The sequence below is a fragment of the Clostridium subterminale genome (genome assembly GCF_039521425.1).
GTDB lineage: Bacteria > Bacillota > Clostridia > Clostridiales > Clostridiaceae > Clostridium_J > Clostridium_J subterminale.
Map to the genome: position 1 here is coordinate 172,694 of NZ_BAAACI010000005.1, position 20,503 is coordinate 193,196.

Below are 20,503 nucleotides of genomic sequence, written 5' to 3' on the forward strand. Positions count from 1 at the left end.
TCATTTACTAACTTAAATAAATTAAGATATTTGTATAGAAGGTAGGAGAAACTTGCTATTAAAATGGGGGGATATAGTTTGAATGAAGAATATGTACTTCGTATGGAAAATATAAGGAAAGAGTATTTTGGTAATTTAGTTTTAAAGGGGATAAATCTAAAAATAAAACCGGGTGAGATTCATGCTTTACTTGGAGAAAATGGAGCGGGGAAATCTACCTTAATGAATATATTATTTGGTATGCCTGTAATACATAGCACAGGTGGGTTTCAAGGTGAAGTTTTGCTAAATGGAGAAATAATGAATATAAAATCGCCGAAGGATGCTATGGAGCTAGGGATAGGTATGGTACATCAAGAATTTATGCTTATACCAGGATTTACGGTATCTGAAAATATAAAAATAAATAGAGAAATTACAAAGTCTACTATAATCAGTAAAGTGTTTGGTAAAAATCTGAAAAAGTTAGATTTTAAGACTATGAATGAAGATGCAAGAAAAGCCCTTGATACTATAGGAATAGGTATTGATGAGTTAACATATGTATCTTCTTTACCAGTAGGGTATATGCAATTTGTAGAGATAGCTAGAGAAATTGATAAAAGTAGTATGAAAGTTTTAGTTTTTGATGAGCCTACAGCGGTGCTTACAGAAAGTGAAGCAGAAACATTAATGAATACTATGAAAGTACTAGCCAATAAAGGTATAGGTATAATATTTATAACTCATAGATTGGATGAAGTTATGCTAGTTGCGGATAATATAACTATTTTAAGAGATGGAGAATATGTAAATACATTAAAAAAATCTGAAACTAATGTAATAGAACTGGCAGAACTTATGGTTGGTCGTAAATTAGAAATCCTACAAAAAACAGATGATGATATTGAAGAACATAGAGAAAAAATTCTAGAAATTAAAAATTTTAATGTAGATATGCCAGGAGAAAGAATTAAAGGAATTAATCTAGATGTATTAAAAGGAGAAATATTAGGACTAGGTGGCCTTGCAGGACAAGGAAAAATAGGTATAGCTAATGGAGTAATGGGCTTATATCCTAGTGATGGAGAAGTCATATTTCAAGGAAATGCACTAAAGCTTAACAATCCTAAAGAAGCCTTAGAAAGTGGTCTTGCTTTTGTATCAGAAGATAGAAGAGGCGTAGGGTTATTATTAGATAGCTCTATAGAACTTAATATTGCAGTAACAGCTATGGAGGTTAAGAATAAATTTTTAAAATCCTTTGGTTTCATTAAGTTTGAAGGCTCCAAAGAAATTAGAGCTTATGCAGAGAAAATGATTAAGGCTTTAGATATAAGATGTACAGGTCCAACACAAACAACTAAAAGTTTAAGTGGAGGAAATCAACAAAAAGTATGTATAGCTAGAGCGTTGGCTTTAAGTCCTAGTATTTTATTTGTCTCAGAGCCTACCAGAGGAATAGATATAGGAGCCAAAAAACTAGTTTTAGATACTCTTGTAAATCTAAATAGGGAAACAGGTATGACTATAGTTATAACTTCTAGTGAGCTAGCAGAGTTAAGAAGTATATGTAATAGAATTGCAATAATTACTGAAGGAAAAGTAGCAGGAATATTAAAACCTCAGGATAAGGATGCAAATTTTGGACTGTTAATGTCAGGCTTAGAAATACCAAGAGAGCAAGGAGTTGATTAAATATGAAAGAAAAAATTAAAACCTTTATAGGAAAAATTGGGTTACCAAGAATTATTATAGCAGCATTTTTCATATTATTATGTGTTCTCGCAATACCATTAAATCTATCAGTTCCTATGTTGATCTCTGATATATTAGTTAGATTTGGTATGAATGGAATTCTAGTTTTAGCCATGGTTCCAGCTATTTTATGTGGTATAGGCTTAAATTTTGGATTACCAATAGGTATCCTTGCAGGTATATTAGGCGGACTTATAAGTATAGAACTAAATCTTAGTGGTGGTTTAGGGTTCTTTGTAGGAACATTAATTGGGATACCAATAGCGATATTATTTGGATATTTATATGGACAACTTCTTAATAGAGTTAAGGGTTCTGAAATGATGATAGCAACCTATGCAGGATTTTCAGCTATATCTTTAATGTGTATTGGATGGTTACTATTACCTTTCAATAGCCCGGAAATAAGGTGGCCAATAGGACAAGGATTAAGAACAACCATAACTTTGGAAGGTAGATTTGCTAAGATTTTAGATAATTTCTGGGCATTTAATATAGGAGGAGTAAGGATACCTACAGGGATGTTATTATTATTTTTTATAGGATGTGTAATAGTATGGCTATTTTCCAAGAGTAAAACTGGAATCATGATGGCAGCAGAAGGAAGCAATCCTAAATTTGCTAATGCATCTTCTATTCCAGTAGATAGAATGAGAATTATAGGAACTATTCTTTCAACAGTTTTAGGCTCTATAGGAATAATGGTCTATTCTCAAAGCTATGGCTTTATACAGTTATATCAGGCTCCTATGATGATGGGGTTTGCAGCAGTAGCAGCAATTCTTATAGGGGGAGCTTCTACAACTAAAGCTAAAATATCTCATGTAATAATAGGCACTTTTCTGTTTCAAGGATTACTAACAGTAGGACTTCCAGTAATAAATCAGATGATAAAGGAAAGTAATTTATCAGAGGTTATAAGAATAATAGTTAGTAATGGTATTATAATCTATGCACTAACTAAAGCTAAAGGAGGTGCAGCACATGAATAAAGGCAATTTTATGGGAAAGGCAAAAGAGTATGTTTTCAATAACATGGTAACGATACTTTTTGTGATTCTATGTTTAGTAGGGCTTAGTTTATCAGGGCAACCTATTTCTTTAGTTTTAAACGAATTAGTAATTAGAATTGCAAGAAATTCTTTCCTAGTACTTGCTCTAATAATACCTGTAATTGCTGGAATGGGACTTAACTTTGGTATTGTAATTGGAGCTATGGCTGCCCAAATCATAATAATTGCAGTTACACATTGGGGTGTAGTAGGGGTTCCTGGATTTTTACTTTGTGTGGTATTAACAACTCCTCTAGCTATAATCTTTGGGTATTTTACAGGAAAGCTACTTAATAAAACAAAGGGACAAGAAATGATAACTAGTATGATTCTTGGATATTTTGCCAATGGATTATATCAATTACTATTCCTTTTCTTGATTGGAACTTTAATACCTATGAATAATCCAGTACTCATGATAAGTGGTGGTGTAGGAATTAAGAATACGGTAGATTTAACAGGCGGAATTAAATATGCATTAGATAATATATTTAATAGATCTTTGTATTATGTAGTATATAATATGGCGCTTATAGCATTAGTAATATGTATAGCTTTAATAATATACTCAGTAATTAAGAAAAAGAAAAATCTGAAAGGCTTAATTATTAAAGCCATAATTTCTTTAGTAGTATTTGTTGGTTGTCAAATATATAGTGTAGCAATACTTTTAAACTATGTAGGGGTCCCAATAGTAACAATGCTTGTAATAGCAGCATTATGTGTATTTAATATACTTATCTTTAAAACTAAGCTTGGGCAAGATTTTAGAACCGTTGGACAAAATCCAGTAGTAGCCAATGCATCAGGTATAAATGTTGATAAAACTAGAATAAAGGCCATAGTTATATCAACAGTATTAGCAGCTTGGGGACAGCTTATATTCCTACAAAATATAGGAACATTAAATACCTATGGAAGTCATGAGCAAGTTGGAATGTTTGCAATAGCTGCTATTCTTATAGGGGGAGCTACAGTATCTAAAGCTACTAATAAGCAAGCTATTTTAGGGGTAATATTATTTCATACTTTATTTATTGTTTCTCCAACAGCAGGAAAAAATCTATTCAATAATGCACAAATCGGTGAATACTTTAGAGTATTCGTTGCTTATGGAGTAATCTGTGTATCCTTAGTATTATATGCGTGGAAGGATTATGTTAAAGCAAAAGAAAAGATAACATTGTAATAATAAAAAATATAAGGATATGGAGTGTATTGTTATAATATTCACTCCATATCCTATTTTAATATAGAATAATTTATATAATTTTATATGTTTAAATTAGAGTCTATATCTGAAAACTCTACCATGAGTTTTTCGCTATTATCGCTTATGTTTTGAGAGATATGATTCTCCACATCTTCAGTAGCTTTATCAAATTCTTTTATAGGAAGAGTAAATATAAATTCACAACCTTTATTTGGTTCGCTTTTAAGGATAATGGATCCATCTAAAAGTTCTACTAGAGATTTTACTAAAGATAAACCTATACCACTACCCTCTTTACTTTTAGCTTTTTCATTTTTAACTTGTGTAAATCTTTCAAATATGCTTCTTTGTTTATCTTTAGGTATTCCGATTCCAGTATCTTTTACTGAAACGGATATAGAATGCTCTGAGCATTTTAGGGTTACGTATATACATCCCCCTTTAGGAGTAAATTTAATGGCATTTGAAAGAAGATTTAATATAATCCTATCTAGCTTTTCAGAATCTAGTGGCATATAAACCTCTTCTTCGTTAGTATCAAATACTATAGAAATTCCTCTAGCAGACGCATATTCAATAACAGACATAGTGATATCTTCTACTACTTCTACTATATTTTTAACTTCAAATTCCACATGATAAAATCCAGAATCGATTTTGGTCATATCAATTAAGTTATTTATAAGCTTAAGTAGTCGAAAGCCATTTTGACGTATATATATTAGTTTAATTTCATCTTCTTTATTAGCAAAAGTAAGCTTGCCATTATCTTTATATATATCTAAAAGTTGTAGACCTGAAAGTATAACATTAAGTAAAGTACGTATTTCATGAGAAAAGTTAGCTAAAAATTCAGTTTTAATCTTATCACTTATCAGAAGTTCATCATATCTTTTTTTGGCAGCAATCATACTTTTAGCATTATTTGTTTTTTGGATTGTTTGAACGGCCAACATTATCATGCATATTAGTAAGATTAGGAGTAAAAGAAATACTATACCTATAGAGACACCTTTATTTATCCAGCTATCGTTTATAAATACAACATTCTCAGGAAGAGAAGATCTAGAAATATTATTTGCTGTTATTTCAGAAGCATCAAATAACAGGGTGCTTCCAGGATCATATACACTAGGTATTTCTTTTGGCTTAGCACCATTTAATACACGAATAGCAGTTTCATATATAATTTTACTGTGATTTTTTGCATATAATATATGCCCACCGATAGCTCCGTTTCCAACATAAGTTTCATTAAAAGTATACAATTGACCATGTGAATAGTTGTTTATTATGTGTGTAGCATTCTTAGGTGAAATTATAATGTTAGAAGTATCTTTAAAATTACCAACGATTATTGAGGGTGTATTACTAGGATATTGAGATAATTTATAGCATAAATCATCAATATAATCACTTTTAATAAAATTGAATTTTAACACATTATTATAATAAGGAATAGTGTCTCTTACTTGATTTTCTATATATTTAGACGCTATAGTATTATCTAATAAAATATTCATTTCTGAAGTATTTGGATTAGTGTATAAAATTAAATCAACTAGAGTACGTACATTAATTGGTTCCATTACTCCAGTGAAATTATTAAATGGATAGGAAGATAATTTGGTAACATCATTAATGCCACCATATACCACAGGTACATCTTTAAACATAGGAGTAGTGTAGTAATTTCCTATAAAACTTAAGGACTCATCATCAAGAGTAATAATTAAATCAAATTTAGTATTTTTATATTTTAATGACCATAAGTCAGCTTGTTTATCTAAGTAGGATTTGTCATTGTTTGTCATGGATAGGGATTCTGTTCGTGTATGAATATTTAAGTCGCTTGAAGTTAGTGAAGTATTAAGATCATCTAGAAGATTAGATTCCCATAGTCCATTTTCACTTTGAGAAGATAAGATTAATACTTCTTTATACTTTATAAGGTGTTGATCGGTATCACTTGATGGCGTAGCAAAAGCTGTGATAGAGCTGAAGGACATAATTGTAGCCAAAGCTAAATTCACTAGTATGTATATAAAACTATTTCTTTGAAAGAATCGTACATATTTATCATTCATAAAAATCACCTAACATATCTATACTTATATTTTAATCATATTTGATTGAATTGTAACAAAATATTTGAGCAAGTATCCCAAGAAAGTATATATATCGACATAATAATTATACCATGAAAATTAAATAGATAATAGAAAATTTTTAACATTATATTAATTTTTAATGTATTTATTATTATCTTAGAGAATATAATAAATACATTTCCATAAAATAATAGTATTAAAATAGTGATGGGAGTATATATGAGTAGTAAGTGTATTGTGAAATGTAGTAAATGTGTGGATTATGATAAAATAATAAAATTTAACTATAAAAATCTAAACTTTAATGGAAATACACAACAAGATTATATTGATATTAAATTGGAAGATGTACGTTATAGCAATTGTGAATTTAGAAATATAAGTTTTAAAAATAATAGTTTTTCAAATGCTATCTTTATTAGTTGTAAATTTATTAATTGTAAATTTATCAGAGGAAGGATAAGTTTAAGGAATTTTTTAGAGTTTAATAAGTGTATCTTAGAAAGTTTGTATGTTAATAATTGTGATTTTTCATCTTTGTATATAAAAGAATGTTCATTATATAAGGTTGATTTTAAGAATAGCTTTATGAAAGGATGCAATTTTATAAAAAACAGCTATGATGAAGTTAGGTTTATAGATGACTGTAACTTAATGGATTGTATTATAAAAGAGATGGAAGGCACTATGGATATAAAGTTTATTAATGAAAAGTCTTATACTAAGCTTAATTATGGTTCTTATATAGGAAAATTCAACTATAAGGATATGAAAAAAAATAATGGATGTATTAATAAAAAAGAGCATTGTAATTGTATATGTAAAGCTAATTATTTAAATATTAGTTTTACATATATGGATTTTGGTGGGCAATATTTAAGAAATCATGTAAGTGGAAGATATGGAAGATGTTTTTATCAAAGTAAATTAGCTTTTCATAGAACACTAGAAGGGAGAAAGAAGTTTTATTCTTATGTGGCTAATATAGTTTGTGGTTATGGTGAAAAACCTTATAGAAGTTTTATGTTATCGTTAATTATAATTTTGATATTTGCTTTATTATACATGATTACCGGTATAAGCTGTGCTAGTGGAATAATTGGATTTAGAGGATTAATAGGTAATTTCTCTGTTGGAATGCTATTAAAGAATGTAATTTATTGTATTCACTTTAGTTTAGTTACATTTTCTACAGTAGGATATGGTGATTTATTGCCTTATAATATGTCAGGGATAATACTAACTAGTATAGAAATAATTATGGGAATTATAATGATAGGAATTTGGACATCTACTTTAGTTAGAAAGATGACAAGATAAACTAAGTAAAAAAAGTAAGGTCGAAGCTATACCTTACTTTTTTACTTTATATATTTATATAAAGCCTTCTATATGTTTTGCTCTTTCAAATGAATTTTCTATGATTTCATCTGGATAACCAATGTATTTTAAAAGCTTTATAGCATTTTTAGTTTGAGAAACTCCCTGTTTCAGCTTGTAGTCAAAGGAAAGTCCTTCATTGTTATTTACGTCCTCACTGAAGTAAAAGAAATCATAATTATCTTTAAGAATATCAGCTAGTTCTCTATCATGAGTGGCAACTATAGAAATAACTTTTTTAGAGTTAATATATTTTAGGATTTCAGCGGAAGAAGCAATTCTTTCTACAGGATTTGTACCTCTAAAAATTTCATCTATGGCACAGAAAATAGGAAGCGGTTTCTCAGTGGCATTTATAATTCTAAGGATAGATTCAGCCTCTGCCATGTAATAGCTTTTCCCTGTGTTTACATCATCATTGGGACTAATTGAGGATACAACATTGAAAAAACTAGCTTCGTAATTTTCAGCTAGCACAAAATTGAAACTTTGAGCAAATACTATGTTAATTCCAAGCATCCTTAAGAAAGTTGATTTTCCAGACATATTAGTACCGGTGAGAATGATACCGTGTTTATTAATATTAATGGAATTTGCGACAGGGTTTTTAACAAGAGGATGAATTCCTTTGGAAATATTTAATTTTATTTCCTGAGTAAATTTTGGTTTAGTATATGCTGTATTAAGTCCACTTTGATAGCTTGCTACAGAGGCTAAAGCTTCAATTTCTCCAATTATGTAATATAGATCTAGAAGATAATCCTTTTTATCCTTAAGTTCACTACTAAGTTTATAGTAAGTGGCTTCTTCTAGTAAAAGTGGTACGGAGATGAACTCAAAGAAACCTTCAAACATTGTGGTAAATCCAACAAATCTAGTTCCTCTATCTATGGTTTTTATATTGTTTAGGATATTGGTTATGTAGCATTTATAATCCTTAAGTTCAGAAATATTAAGGTTTTTTAACTTTTTAGCAGCAACAATTATTTTTCGTAGGTATAGTAACCCTTTATCTTTGATATTTTTAGCTTCAGCCATATTTATAAATGCATTAATCCATAAGATTACAGCTAAAGGAAGCATGTACTTAACATTCTTTGAAAATATAGAAGTAAGTATTATGATTAAAGGAAGAATTTTACCTAAAAAGGTATATAAATAGTATTTAAACTTATTTACTTTAAGATATGTTTCTAGCATTTCTATAAAACAGTCTTTACTATCAAAGCCCATATTAAAAAAATGCATTTGAACCTGGCATTTTTTATCTTCATTTTCCTTAAAGAAGCTAATTATATTATTTCTTTTGTTAAGTTCTTTTTCATCTATAATAATATTCCTTATCATAGAATACAAAGCAGATTCTCCTGCACTACTATAGGTTCTATCAATTTTTTCATAAACTGTATTCATAAACTGTATTCATATCTAGGTCATTGAAACTTTGTTCATCTAGAAAATATTCAGTTTTAGGTCTTATATCAAACAACCGTCTAATAGATTTGAAGTTACGTACTCTTTCATTATCTCGTTTAGAATCTTCTTTAATATAGTTTAGTTTGTTTGTGGACAAAATATCACTTCCAATACATGTTATTATTTAACATTATAACTTATTATTATATTTTAGTCTAATAAGTAACAATGACCTATTAATTTTATAGGAAGAATATGAGAGTTTATGCTATAATATAAGGTATATTATAAGTGTAAGTAAGGGATTTATATTAAATTGATATTTTTAGTGGCATAGACAGGGAATGGAGGTGATTTTATGGATATAAAACAGGTTTTAAGTAAATTTAAAGAGGATAAGAAGCATAGATTTTTTATAATCAATGGAAAAGAAGGTGTGGGGAAAACTAGGGCAGCTTTATCAAGAGCTATATTTTTACAAGATAATTATTGTATTAGAGAGAATGAAAATATATTGTTTATATCCAATGAGTATTTAGGGGATACTTTAGAAGAGGTAAAACTTGATGTAAATAGAAATAATACGTTCTTTACATATTTAAATAATAATGTTGAGATATGCAGTAAAAAACAATTAATAAATAAATGCTTTCAGTATATATCAGCAGATAGCCGTTTTGGAAATAAGAGACTTTGCAATAAGGATGTGACAAAGGCTTTTATTTTAGAAGGAATTGGGGAATTGCGACAGAAGGAAAAAAGAATAAATAAGATTATCTTAACAAAAAATATAGATTTTTTATTTGATGAAGTTTTATATATAAAACATTTGAATATAAAATCTCTTGAAGAATATCAACAATTAAATAGAAAAAAAAGAGGGCTCTCATTAAGAAAGAACTCTAAAGGTAGAGAATCTATTTATAAATTATATTTATGGTATTGTAACTACATGGATGAAAATGGGCTACTAGATTATATAGATGAGTTTAAGCTTGTTTATGACAATATGGATAAGCTTAAAGATTTAAAGTATGCACATATAATAATAGATAATGTAGAACAGTTAACCATTGAAGAAGTAAAATTTATTCGTGGCCTTTTAAAAGATTTCACATATAGTAATTTTATTTTGGTGAAAAATAGTAATCCTATTAACACATCAAAACCTTGGCTAGAATACTTTAAAAGAAATAAGGATGTTACTATTTTTGATAGTAATAAATATAAGGTTATTAATTGTAGTAAGGCATCAAAGAAAACTGTGACTAAAAAAGTTATAGAACAGACTATTGAAGAGAAAATTAATAAAGAGTTGAAGGAAGATAAAATGGTTAAAAATAATGAATATATCGAAACCTTTAAATATGTAGATTTAAAACATAATATATCTCATGATTTTGCCATAGATACTAGTAGTTATAATGAAGTAATTTTAAATCCTGACACTACTAGTGAAATAATCGGAGGTAAGGAAATAAATAAAGTTCCAGTATATAATGAGATTGCTGCTGGTCAACCTATTTCCATAAATGATGAAATAGAGGGAGAATTTAATGTCCCTATATATTGGCTTAAAGGTGTACAACAACCTTTTATATTAAAGGTAAAAGGAGATAGTATGATTAATGCTGATATTGAAGATGGGGATTATATAGTAATAAATAAGCAAACCATGGCAAATCATAATGAGATAGTTGCTGTAAGTATAGATGGAGAAGCTACCCTTAAGAGGTTATGGTTAAAAGGAAATAAGGCAGTATTAATGCCAGAAAATGATAAGTACTATCCTATAGAAATTAAAGAAGATAATGCTTATATTATTGGAAAAGCAGTAGGATTAATTAAATCCACTAGCTAATCGTATATGAGTATTAAAATAGTAACAAGTTATTTTATGAAGTTAATTAAAAGGTAGGGGTAGAGTAAATATATTATTTAAATTTACTCTACCTTTTTTATTTTATAATCTTAATAATATTTATAGAACAAAAATCAACAGGATGTTTATAAAACCACCTATAGCTATGGAAATCCAATTTAAGAAAAGATGAAAATTTATACTGTTAAAGGTATTGAAAATTTTATCTTCTTTTTTTTTGAAAGCCCTATTATTTATATATTTGGAATGTATTTGATTTAAAATATAAAAGGACATACCTAAAGTTTTGCTGTTTATAGCTGAAGTAATAGACATTACTAACATGAGTAAGCCTTCTATAAATACAATATCTTTAAAGTAAAAGTTAGTTAGAGGTGTAAATATATTTGCTATTGTTAGCGTTAAAATACTCCATAACACACCATATATAAATAGTTTTAAAGTGGTTTTTACTGATATATTTCTCATGAAATTCACCTCACTTAAAAATGCATTGTTAGTAAATTATAAGAGTTTAATATAATATATGATTAGAAAGTAATTTAGGTAAGGTATATAAGAAAAATGTAATAAAAAGTGTATATTGATATAGAGAAATGTAAACCATAGAAACTTCATAAGTCATAGTGTATAATTATCTATGAAGTTTAGTTTAATCTGATTATGAGAGGGAGAGATTTTATGTTAAGTAGAGTGAGATTAAATTTAGAGGCAGTAGAAGCAATGCTTTACTATTGGCAAGCAGCATCTGAAAAGGATAACATAGCAGAATCATTTTTCTATGATGTGGCAAAAATGCCGGGATTAACTGTTGCCTATGATGATGAATTTAATGAAGAGTCTGTAAGACGTGCTTTAAGTTCTATAAAAAATAGAGAACCTTTTGATGGAACTAAAAAAGAAAAGAAGTTTTGGAATAACAATATGTGGATGATGGAAGATCTAGAGTTTACACATGCAATGGCAGCTCCACTTAAAGTATTAAATTTAGATTCACTAGTAAAAGAATTTCAAAATGTAGAAAATAAACATAATTATGATGAAGTAGAAGTTATTTTTTCACCATTGCATTCTGATGAATATATAATTTCAGGAAATAAGCTAGTTATAAATTTCTTTAGAATAAAAATTGATTTAGCGGATGGCAAAGCGACTATTGGAGATATGGAAATAATAGAATATATTAAAGAAAAGATTATAGAATTATTATAATAGTAAAATGCTATAGAATTAATTGAAGAAAGGGTGTTGTAAAATGACCTATACTAGTCATTAGCAATGCTCTTTTTTAACTTTATTTTCACACAATGCATGTCTCATACTTTCAATAATCTTTTAGCTGTAGTATTATATTTATAGGATATATGAAGAAATATCTAAAAACTAAGTAGTGTGGTGTAATGAAGTATGGACAAAACTAATTTTAGTATAGGATTTTTTGACTCAGGGGTTGGAGGTATTAGTGTCCTAAAGGAATCGATAAAGCTACTACCTAAAGAAAATTACATATATATAGGAGACTCTTTAAATGCACCCTATGGAGTGAAAACTCCAGAGGAGGTTAGAAAGTTAACCTTTAATATGGTAGATAAGCTTATTTCTATGAATGTGAAAGCTATAGTAGTGGCATGTAATACTGCAACTAGTATTGCAATCGATGAATTAAGAAAGATTTATAAGGAAATCCCCATAATTGGAATAGAGCCAGCTTTAAAACCGGCAATAGAGAATTATGGTAATGGAATAATAGTAATAATGGCTACACCAGTGACTTTATCTGAGAATAAATTTAGTAAACTGAGAGAAAGATATAATAAGGCCTCTGATATAATTTCAATGCCTTGTGATGGTCTGGTGGAAATCATTGAAGATGGAAATATTAAGGGAGAAGTTGTAGAGGGGTATTTAAGAAATAGGTTTAAAGATGTACCTAAAGAGAAGGTATCCTCTGTGGTTCTTGGGTGCACTCATTATCCATTTATTAAAGAAGCATTAGTGAATGTTATAAATGATGATGTTGCTATTATAGATGGTAGTTTAGGAACAGTAAAACAATTGAAGCGTAAGTTAGAGCAAAAAGGTTTATTAAATACTAATAATGAGCAAGGCACTGTTAAAATATTTAATTCTAAGGATGATGAAAATTTAATAGAATTATCATATAAATTACTTGATGCTGATAAAAATAGCAAATAACTATGAAGATAACAAGTTATATGAAAAATATAGATAAAGTAATCTATATTAAATATATAAATTAAGGTCTATATTTATCATTAGTATAATAAATTACATAGACATAATTAAAGAATAAATAATATAAATAAAGAAAAGAGGAAGATATATGAATCCAATAGTAACTTTTGAAATGGAAAACGGAAAAGTAATGAAAGCAGAATTATATCCTGAAATAGCTCCCAATACAGTAAAGAATTTTGTAGACTTAGCTTATAAAGGATTCTATGATGAGTTAATTTTTCATAGAGTAATACCGGGCTTTATGATTCAGGGTGGTTGCCCAGAGAAATCAGGAATGGGTGATCCAGGATATTCAATTAAAGGAGAATTTAGTGGGAATGGATTTAAAAATGAGTTAAAACATACAAAGGGTGTTTTATCTATGGCTAGAGCACAACATCCAGATTCAGCGGGTTCTCAATTTTTTATAATGGTTGAAGATGCTCCACATCTAGATGGAAGCTATGCTGCCTTTGGTAAATTAATAGAAGGTCAAGATGTAGCAGATGAAATAGTAAGTACTCAAACAGATAGAAGAGATAGACCATATGAAGATCAAGTTATAAAATCTGTAACTGTAGAAACTTTTGATGTAAACTACGGAGAACCAGAAAAATTATAATGGAAGGTATGTAATATGAATATACTTAAAGAAAGATTAATTATAGCTTATGGTCTTAATGATGAAGAGATTGAAAAATTAAATCTAAAATTTAAAGATATATGTGTAAAACCATGTTTACTAATAAATGAAAATATGGGTGTATATACTTTAGAGAATATATTGAAGGAAGAGAAGTTAACAGATAGTGATACTAAACTACCTGAAGAAAAAGTTATTATATTTAATGGCTTTTTAGGTGTGTATCTTCAACAAGCTGTTAAAAGGGTTAGAGAAGTTTTAGGTTCAGAGCCAATACTTGCATCTACTACACCAGATTCAATTAAAATGACTCTTCATGAATTAGTAGACCATTTAGTAAAAGAAAGAGAATATTATAAGAAAAAATAATTTAGAAATCCTCTAGGGTTAGAGGATTTCTGTTTATATGAGGGATAGGCGAGGAGGATGACTAAACATGAGTACCGTTGGAGAAAGAATTAAACAAGGAAGAAATGCTAAAGGAATGACTCAAAAGCAACTTGCTAAGAAGCTTGGAGTATCAGAAAACTATATAAATGATGTTGAGAATGGAAGAAAAGTTGTAGAAGAGAAGTTTATAGAAAGAGTAGGTAAGGTTCTAGGTGGAGATCTTGCAGAAATGACTACACTATTTGATAACATAGCTTATGAAGAAAGAAAGTCTTCAGAAGCTAGTACTAAGAGTCAAGGAATAGTTAAGAATAATAAAATTAAAGAAACTATAAATGAAGTATGGAATGATGCCTTTAGTTCAGTTCTTAAATCTGTAGGAATTTATAATTATGGTTTAAACAAGCCTATAGGAAAAAAGGAATTACCTGTTATATCAAATAAAATAGAAGGATATGCTCAGGATAAGGTATTATATATTAAAATTGAGAATGATGACTTACTAGGGTTTAGAATTTGCCAAGGGGATTTAGCTCTTGCTAACCTAACTTCTGAAATAGAAAATAATAAGATATATCTTATAGATATAAATGGTGAGAGAGTAGTTAGACAATTAAAGAAGTTAGATAGTAATAAGGTTTTAATAATAAGTAATAAGAATATGGTTCGTACAGAAACATCTCACCCTAAAGACATAAAGGTTATTGCAAAATTAAATAAGTTAGAAATTGAGTTATAGCAAAAAGCGATCTTAGAATTAATTTAGTTGATTTTAAGATTGCTTTTTATTATAAAGTATTATAACTATATTAATATTTAAAGCACAAGAGTAGTTATTACTTAAATATTAATTTAATAACACTTTCAATCTTCATCCATATTATGAATATATATGAATTTGGAGGTATGAGTGTGCAAAAGGTTGATGGGTTATTAAATTTACTTACAAATCTGCCAGAGGAAATAAGAAATAAAATTATATCAGGATATGAATTAGGGAAACCAGGAAAAAATTATATTGAATTAATTATACTTTATAGTGGGACTCCAGAGGCAATGGCAGAACAAATTAATGCTATTGGAGGTACCTTTGAAGATTTAGATTTTGGATATGGTATTGTAACTATACTTAATAGTGATATCGGAAAGCTAGCAAATATAAGGGAAATTAACTATATAGAATTACCTAAAAATTTATATTTATCCTTCGAACCAAGCAATAGAGCTTCATGTATAACAGAAGTAAACGCTAATTATGGGTTAGAAGGAGAAGGTGTACTTATAGGATTTATAGATTCTGGCATAGATTATGTAAATCAATCATTTAGACAGGAAAATGGAGATACAAGAATTGATTTCATTTATGATTTAGATACAATAGATAGAAGGGTTTATACAAGAGAAGAGATAAATGCAGCTCTAAAAAGTCCAGATCCATATTTATTGGTACCTCATTCGGATAGAGCAGGTCATGGGACGCATGTAGCAGGGATAGCTTGTGCTGGAGGGAATATACCAAGAAGATTTTATGGAGTAGCACCTAGAAGTTCTATTGCTATGGTTAAAATGACAAGAGAGATAGGTGGACGTGGAGCAAAAAGTACCCAACTAATGAGGGGAATTAAATTCCTAGTTGATAGATCCTATGAATTAAGTAGACCTTTAATTATAAATATAAGTTTTAGCACTAATGATGGAGCTCATAATGCGGGAAGTTTATTGGAACAATATATAGGTATAGTTTCTACAATTCAAAGAGTAACTATAGTTATAGCAGCAGGAAATGAAGGAGATAGAGCACATCATATTGGCGGAGAACTAGGTGCAGTACAAGAAGTACAATTTAATGTTGGAGTAGATGAGAGAATACTAATAATACAGTTATTTAAGTCTTTTTTAAAGGATATTAATTTAAATCTTATATCACCAAGTGGAGCTAACAGCGGTGAGTTAAGGTTAACTAATGCAATAAATAGAGGAAGAATAGGTAACACAGAGTATTTTATATATAATACAGGACCAACACCTTTTAACATAGATGGTGAAATAATAATTGTACTTTCAGGAGTAGGGGAAGGAACTATTGCAAGTGGTATATGGACTATGGAAATGACTACTAACGAAAATGTTAGAGGTAAGTATGATATGTGGCTACCTATTGCAGAAGGATTAAATATTGCAACAAGATTTTTAAGACCGAATACAAGTAATACTGTAGGCATACCAGGAACTGTACCAGAAGCAATAACTGTTGGTAGTTATAATTTTGTGAACTCTACAATATCGCCTTTTTCAGGACGTGGAAATGAAGAATTAAATCCAGTAAAACCTGATTTAGTAGCACCAGGAGAAGGCATAGAATCATCTACTCCAGGAGGTGGATTTGAGCCACGGTCAGGCACCTCAATGGCAACTCCACAAGTTGCTGGAGCTTGTGGACTTTTAATGGAATTTGGAATTGTAAAAGGAAATGATCCTTATCTGTATGGAGAAAGAGCAAAATATTTTTTACTGAAAGGAGCTAATAGAAGCAGAGTAGATGTACAGTTTCCTAATAATAGTTGGGGATATGGTACGTTATGTCTTGCAGGAGCTCTTAGAGTATGGAATAATGAAGTAGCTTCAAGGTAGAAAGAAATGATAAGTTTTGTATAAAAAATATGTAACTTTTCTAGGATAGTCATCATAATATATATATTGAAGTATTATTTTAAGGAGAAATTCATGGCAGATATAGGCAGATTGCAAGTTCAAGTGTATAGAGTAAATTCAGCCATACCTGTAACTAATGCTAATATTATAATAACAAGAGCAGAGGGAGAAACTAGAGAACAAGTTGCAGCACTTACAACCGATACAGAAGGGCAAACAGCTACTATAGAAGTAGAAACCCCGGACATAGAAAGATCATTAAACCCTGAGAATACTTTAATACCTTATGCACTTTATGATATATCAGTAACTGCAGAAGGGTTTGATGATGTAGTTGTAAGAGGGTGTCAGATATTGCCACGACGAACAGCATTACAGATATGTAATCTAATTCCAACAACCCTTGCTAGAGAGAGTGCAGAGGCGGAAGAGGTACAGGTAGTCAGAGTTATAGAAATTCCACCTAATGTTCAATTTGGAGATTTCCCACCTAAGATACCTGAAGATCCGAATAAACCATTGCCACCTCCACCAAGTGGATTTGTGGTTCTACCAGAGCCAGTTGTACCAGAATTTATAATAGTACATGCCGGTGCACCAACTAATTCAGCAGCTCCAAATTATACTGTTCCATATAGAGATTATATAAAAAATGTAGCTAGTTGTGAAATTTATGCAACATGGCCAGAGGCAACTATAAGGTCAAATGTATATTGTATTATTTCATTTACACTAAATAGAATATACACAGAATGGTATAGAAGCAAGGGATTTAACTTTGATGTAACAAACTCTACAGCTTATGATCAAGCTTTTGTTTATGGAAGAAACATATTTGATAACATAAGTAGGATAGTAGATGAACTATTTGCTACCTATGTGAAGAGAGCAGGAGCTAAACAACCTTTACTTACGCAATACTGTGATGGAAGAAATGTTCAGTGCCCAGGATGGCTTACACAGTGGGGAAGTAAGGATTTAGGTGATCGAGGATATATACCATATGATATATTAACAAATTTCTATGGAAATGATATAGTGCTTGAAAGAGCTGAAAAGGTTTCGGGAAGTCCAAGGTCATATCCAGGTTTTACTTTACGACAGGGAGCCAGTGGAGAGCCGGTTAGAACCACTCAAACATTTTTAAATAGAATAGCTCAAAATTACCCTTTAATACCTAAAGTTGCTGTAGATGGAAGATATGGTCCGACAACTGCTGAGCAAGTAAGGGTATTTCAACAGGTATTTGGGCTTCCACAGACAGGTGAAGTAGATTATGCTACATGGTATAAGATTTCAGCTATATATACAGGGGTAACTAAAATTGCAGAACTAAGAAGTGTTCACGAGGAAGAAGTTGAATACTCATACTTTGTTCCACATTGGCCATATAAGGATCCATGGGATTTACCTAGAATAAAATATCCTAAAAATTAAATATATAATCTGTTAATGGACTTCGAATTTAACTCGAAGTTCATTTTTATGTATAAAAATAATATAAGAAATATTTTAATAAAGTGTATAAGTAAATAATTATACAGTATAAAATAAGGTATAATTATGATTAAGAAGAAAGATACAAGGAGATATGGGTATGGATAATATAAATATATTATTAGTTGATGATGAAGAAAACATTAGAAATTTATTAGATGCTTATTTGAAAAAGGAAGGATTTAATATATTACATAGTTCTAACGGTAAAGAAGCTATAAAGATTATGGAGAGAGAATCAGTAAATTTAGTAGTACTAGATATAATGATGCCAATTTTAGATGGATTTGAGACATTAAAGGTTATAAGAAATAGATGGAACGTACCAGTAATAATGCTCAGCGCAAAGGAGGAAGAAGAAGATAAGCTTTTAGCATTAGGGTTCGGTGCAGACAATTATGAAACAAAGCCCTTTAGTCCAAAAGTTTTAGTAGCTAAAATTAAAGCATTAATAAAGAGGACCTATGGCAGTAGTATAGATAAAAGTACAGGAATTATTATAGAGAATCTTTACATAGATGAAGAAAGTCATAGGGTTATGGTAGGTGATGAAGATATTAATCTTTCACCAACGGAGTTTTCTTTACTAATATATTTCCTGAAAAATAAAAATATAGTTCTTACTAGAGATCAAATTCTTACTAAAATATGGGGTTATGATTTTGAAGGAGACATAAGGGTTGTTGATACTACTATTAAGAGACTAAGAGAGAAGCTAAAGCACATGAATAAAGTTATAGTTACAGTAAGAGGCTTTGGTTATAAGATAGAGGTTTAAGATGAATATAATAATTAGCTACTATAAAAAAATAAAAGGGAATATAGAAAAAAGCATTACAATAAAAATGTTTGCTGTAACTACTTTGGTTTTTATAGCATTTTTAACTATTACTCTATTAAGTCAAAGAATATTATTTGAAAAGATATATAATGATAAAAAAGAAAATGATATTAAGAGTAATGTGATAAAATTCAGAGATACACTAAGTAATCCAAAGGATGAAGGTGAAATAGCAGAGAGTATTAAGAAATTTGATACTAATTATAATACATCTATAGGTGTAGTTAACATGCAAAGTAATTTAATATTAACCATTAATACTGATTCAGAAATTATAGATAAAAAAAACACAGAAATATTTAACTATATTATTAAAACCATAAAGGCGGATCCTGAGTTATTAAGTGAAATGCTTAATAAAAAACAGGTGACTATTTCATTTAAGGATGGAGAAAACACTAAATATTTAGCCTCTGCTATTCTGTATGAAAATAATATAATAGTTGGTTTTACATCTTTACAATATGTAAAAGAAGCCATGGATGTTATAGGTATATTTTATAAGTATTTTTACGTGGGTGCTATAGTAGTAATAGTTGCATTAGCTTTAATATATTCTAAACTTATCACAAAACCATTAAGAGAAATAAATAAAGTGGCTGTGAAAATGAGTAATTTAGATTTTAGTAAAAGGTGTACTATAGTATATGAAGATGAAATTGGAAATCTTGGAGAGACGTTAAATTTTTTAGGACAAAACTTGGATAGCTCTTTAAATTCTTTAAAAGAAGCAAATAGAAAGCTACAAGATGATATCGAAAGAGAAAGAGAAATTGAGACTATGAGAAAAGAATTTATAGCAGACGTATCTCATGAGTTAAAAACTCCTATTACTTTAGTGAAAGGATATGCAGAAGGTATTAAGGATGGAGTATTTTTAGAGGGAAATATGGACTCATCGTTAAATGTAATTATAGAAGAATCTGATAAGATGAATAATTTAGTTAGAGATATGCTTCAAATATCATCTTTGGAAAGTGGAAAAGTAATACTTAATAAAGAATTGTTTTTTATTGATAATTTAGTAAAAAATGTTGTAAAGAAATTACATCATAGTATCGATAATAAGAATGTAAAAATAGATATGAATCTATATGAGAAACAAATTTATGGAGATGTATTTAAGATAGAACAAGTAATAACCAACTTCCTTACTAATGCCGTAAGACATACTCCCTGCGAGGGAAGTATATTTGTTGAAATGTACCCAAAAGGGAATATGACTCAAATATCTTTTGAAAATACAGGTGAGCTTATTAATGAAGAAGAAGTAGATAAGATATGGGATAAATTTTATAAGATAGATAAGTCAAGAAATAGGAAGGATGGCGGCACAGGACTTGGACTATCAATTGTTAAAAATATAGTAGATTTGCATGGTGGTCAATATGGAGTTGAAAATACAAGAAGAGGCGTAAAATTCTATTTTGTATTGCCAAATAAGTGCTAAT

15 protein-coding genes and 1 pseudogene are annotated in these 20,503 nt (G+C 29.3%); 14 read left to right on the forward strand and 2 right to left on the reverse strand.

Annotated elements, in window-relative coordinates; all coding sequences use genetic code 11:
- Positions 1–78 precede the first annotated feature (78 nt).
- From ABDZ93_RS08340 to ABDZ93_RS08350, 3 genes are read left to right on the forward strand one after another with little or no spacing between them, the layout of a single operon-like run.
- A complete protein-coding gene (locus tag ABDZ93_RS08340) occupies positions 79–1,677 on the forward strand; it encodes a sugar ABC transporter ATP-binding protein (RefSeq protein WP_343825441.1) in 1,599 nt (532 codons plus the stop codon).
- A gap of 2 nt (positions 1,678–1,679) precedes the next feature.
- Positions 1,680–2,729 (forward strand): ABC transporter permease subunit, encoded by a 1,050-nt coding sequence (locus ABDZ93_RS08345; RefSeq protein ID WP_343825444.1) that lies wholly within the window; start codon positions 1,680–1,682, stop codon positions 2,727–2,729.
- The gene (locus ABDZ93_RS08350; RefSeq protein ID WP_343825446.1) at positions 2,722–3,978 is read left to right on the forward strand and encodes an ABC transporter permease subunit; all 1,257 of its coding nucleotides are present in this window, start codon (positions 2,722–2,724) and stop codon (positions 3,976–3,978) included. Before ABDZ93_RS08345 ends, ABDZ93_RS08350 begins: the two co-directional genes overlap by 8 nt.
- A gap of 83 nt (positions 3,979–4,061) precedes the next feature.
- Here the strand turns inward: ABDZ93_RS08350 and ABDZ93_RS08355 are convergent, their stop codons facing one another.
- Positions 4,062–6,089, reverse strand: coding sequence for a sensor histidine kinase (locus tag ABDZ93_RS08355; RefSeq protein WP_343825448.1), 2,028 nt, complete (start codon positions 6,087–6,089; stop codon positions 4,062–4,064).
- A 243-nt stretch (positions 6,090–6,332) separates the two neighbouring features.
- On the opposite strand from ABDZ93_RS08355, the gene ABDZ93_RS08360 reads away from it, so the two are divergent.
- The gene (locus ABDZ93_RS08360) at positions 6,333–7,433 is read left to right on the forward strand and encodes a pentapeptide repeat-containing protein (RefSeq protein ID WP_343825449.1); all 1,101 of its coding nucleotides are present in this window, start codon (positions 6,333–6,335) and stop codon (positions 7,431–7,433) included.
- Between the two features lie 54 nt (positions 7,434–7,487).
- Here the strand turns inward: ABDZ93_RS08360 and ABDZ93_RS08365 are convergent.
- Positions 7,488–9,066, reverse strand: a pseudogene (locus ABDZ93_RS08365) (MutS-related protein).
- 201 nt (positions 9,067–9,267) lie between these two features.
- On the opposite strand from ABDZ93_RS08365, the gene ABDZ93_RS08375 reads away from it, so the two are divergent.
- The 10 genes from ABDZ93_RS08375 (at position 9,268) to ABDZ93_RS08420 (ending at position 20,502) form a co-directional block, all read left to right on the forward strand.
- The gene (locus tag ABDZ93_RS08375) at positions 9,268–10,770 is read left to right on the forward strand and encodes a LexA family protein (protein WP_343825455.1); all 1,503 of its coding nucleotides are present in this window, start codon (positions 9,268–9,270) and stop codon (positions 10,768–10,770) included.
- A 702-nt stretch (positions 10,771–11,472) separates the two neighbouring features.
- The gene (locus tag ABDZ93_RS08380; protein WP_343825457.1) at positions 11,473–12,003 is read left to right on the forward strand and encodes a TDE2712 family protein; all 531 of its coding nucleotides are present in this window, start codon (positions 11,473–11,475) and stop codon (positions 12,001–12,003) included.
- Between the two features lie 195 nt (positions 12,004–12,198).
- A complete protein-coding gene (murI, locus tag ABDZ93_RS08385; protein WP_343825459.1) occupies positions 12,199–12,987 on the forward strand; it encodes a glutamate racemase in 789 nt (262 codons plus the stop codon).
- Between the two features lie 148 nt (positions 12,988–13,135).
- Positions 13,136–13,651 (forward strand): peptidylprolyl isomerase, encoded by a 516-nt coding sequence (locus ABDZ93_RS08390; protein WP_343825461.1) that lies wholly within the window; start codon positions 13,136–13,138, stop codon positions 13,649–13,651.
- Between the two features lie 15 nt (positions 13,652–13,666).
- Entirely contained in the window at positions 13,667–14,041 is a 375-nt protein-coding gene (locus ABDZ93_RS08395; protein ID WP_343825463.1) for a DUF3783 domain-containing protein, read from the forward strand.
- A gap of 67 nt (positions 14,042–14,108) precedes the next feature.
- Positions 14,109–14,801, forward strand: a complete 693-nt coding sequence (locus ABDZ93_RS08400) for a helix-turn-helix domain-containing protein (protein ID WP_343825465.1) — start codon at positions 14,109–14,111, stop codon at positions 14,799–14,801.
- A 173-nt stretch (positions 14,802–14,974) separates the two neighbouring features.
- On the forward strand, positions 14,975–16,693 hold the full coding sequence (locus tag ABDZ93_RS08405; RefSeq protein WP_343825467.1) for a S8 family peptidase: 1,719 nt from the start codon (positions 14,975–14,977) through the stop codon (positions 16,691–16,693).
- Between the two features lie 93 nt (positions 16,694–16,786).
- Positions 16,787–18,151, forward strand: coding sequence for a peptidoglycan-binding protein (locus ABDZ93_RS08410; protein WP_343825469.1), 1,365 nt, complete (start codon positions 16,787–16,789; stop codon positions 18,149–18,151).
- Between the two features lie 160 nt (positions 18,152–18,311).
- Positions 18,312–18,989, forward strand: coding sequence for a response regulator transcription factor (locus ABDZ93_RS08415; RefSeq protein ID WP_343825471.1), 678 nt, complete (start codon positions 18,312–18,314; stop codon positions 18,987–18,989).
- A gap of 1 nt (position 18,990) precedes the next feature.
- Positions 18,991–20,502 carry a HAMP domain-containing sensor histidine kinase gene (locus ABDZ93_RS08420; protein WP_343825473.1) on the forward strand — a complete coding sequence of 504 codons (1,512 nt, stop codon included), beginning with the start codon at positions 18,991–18,993 and terminating at the stop codon, positions 20,500–20,502.
- Position 20,503 lies beyond the last annotated feature (1 nt).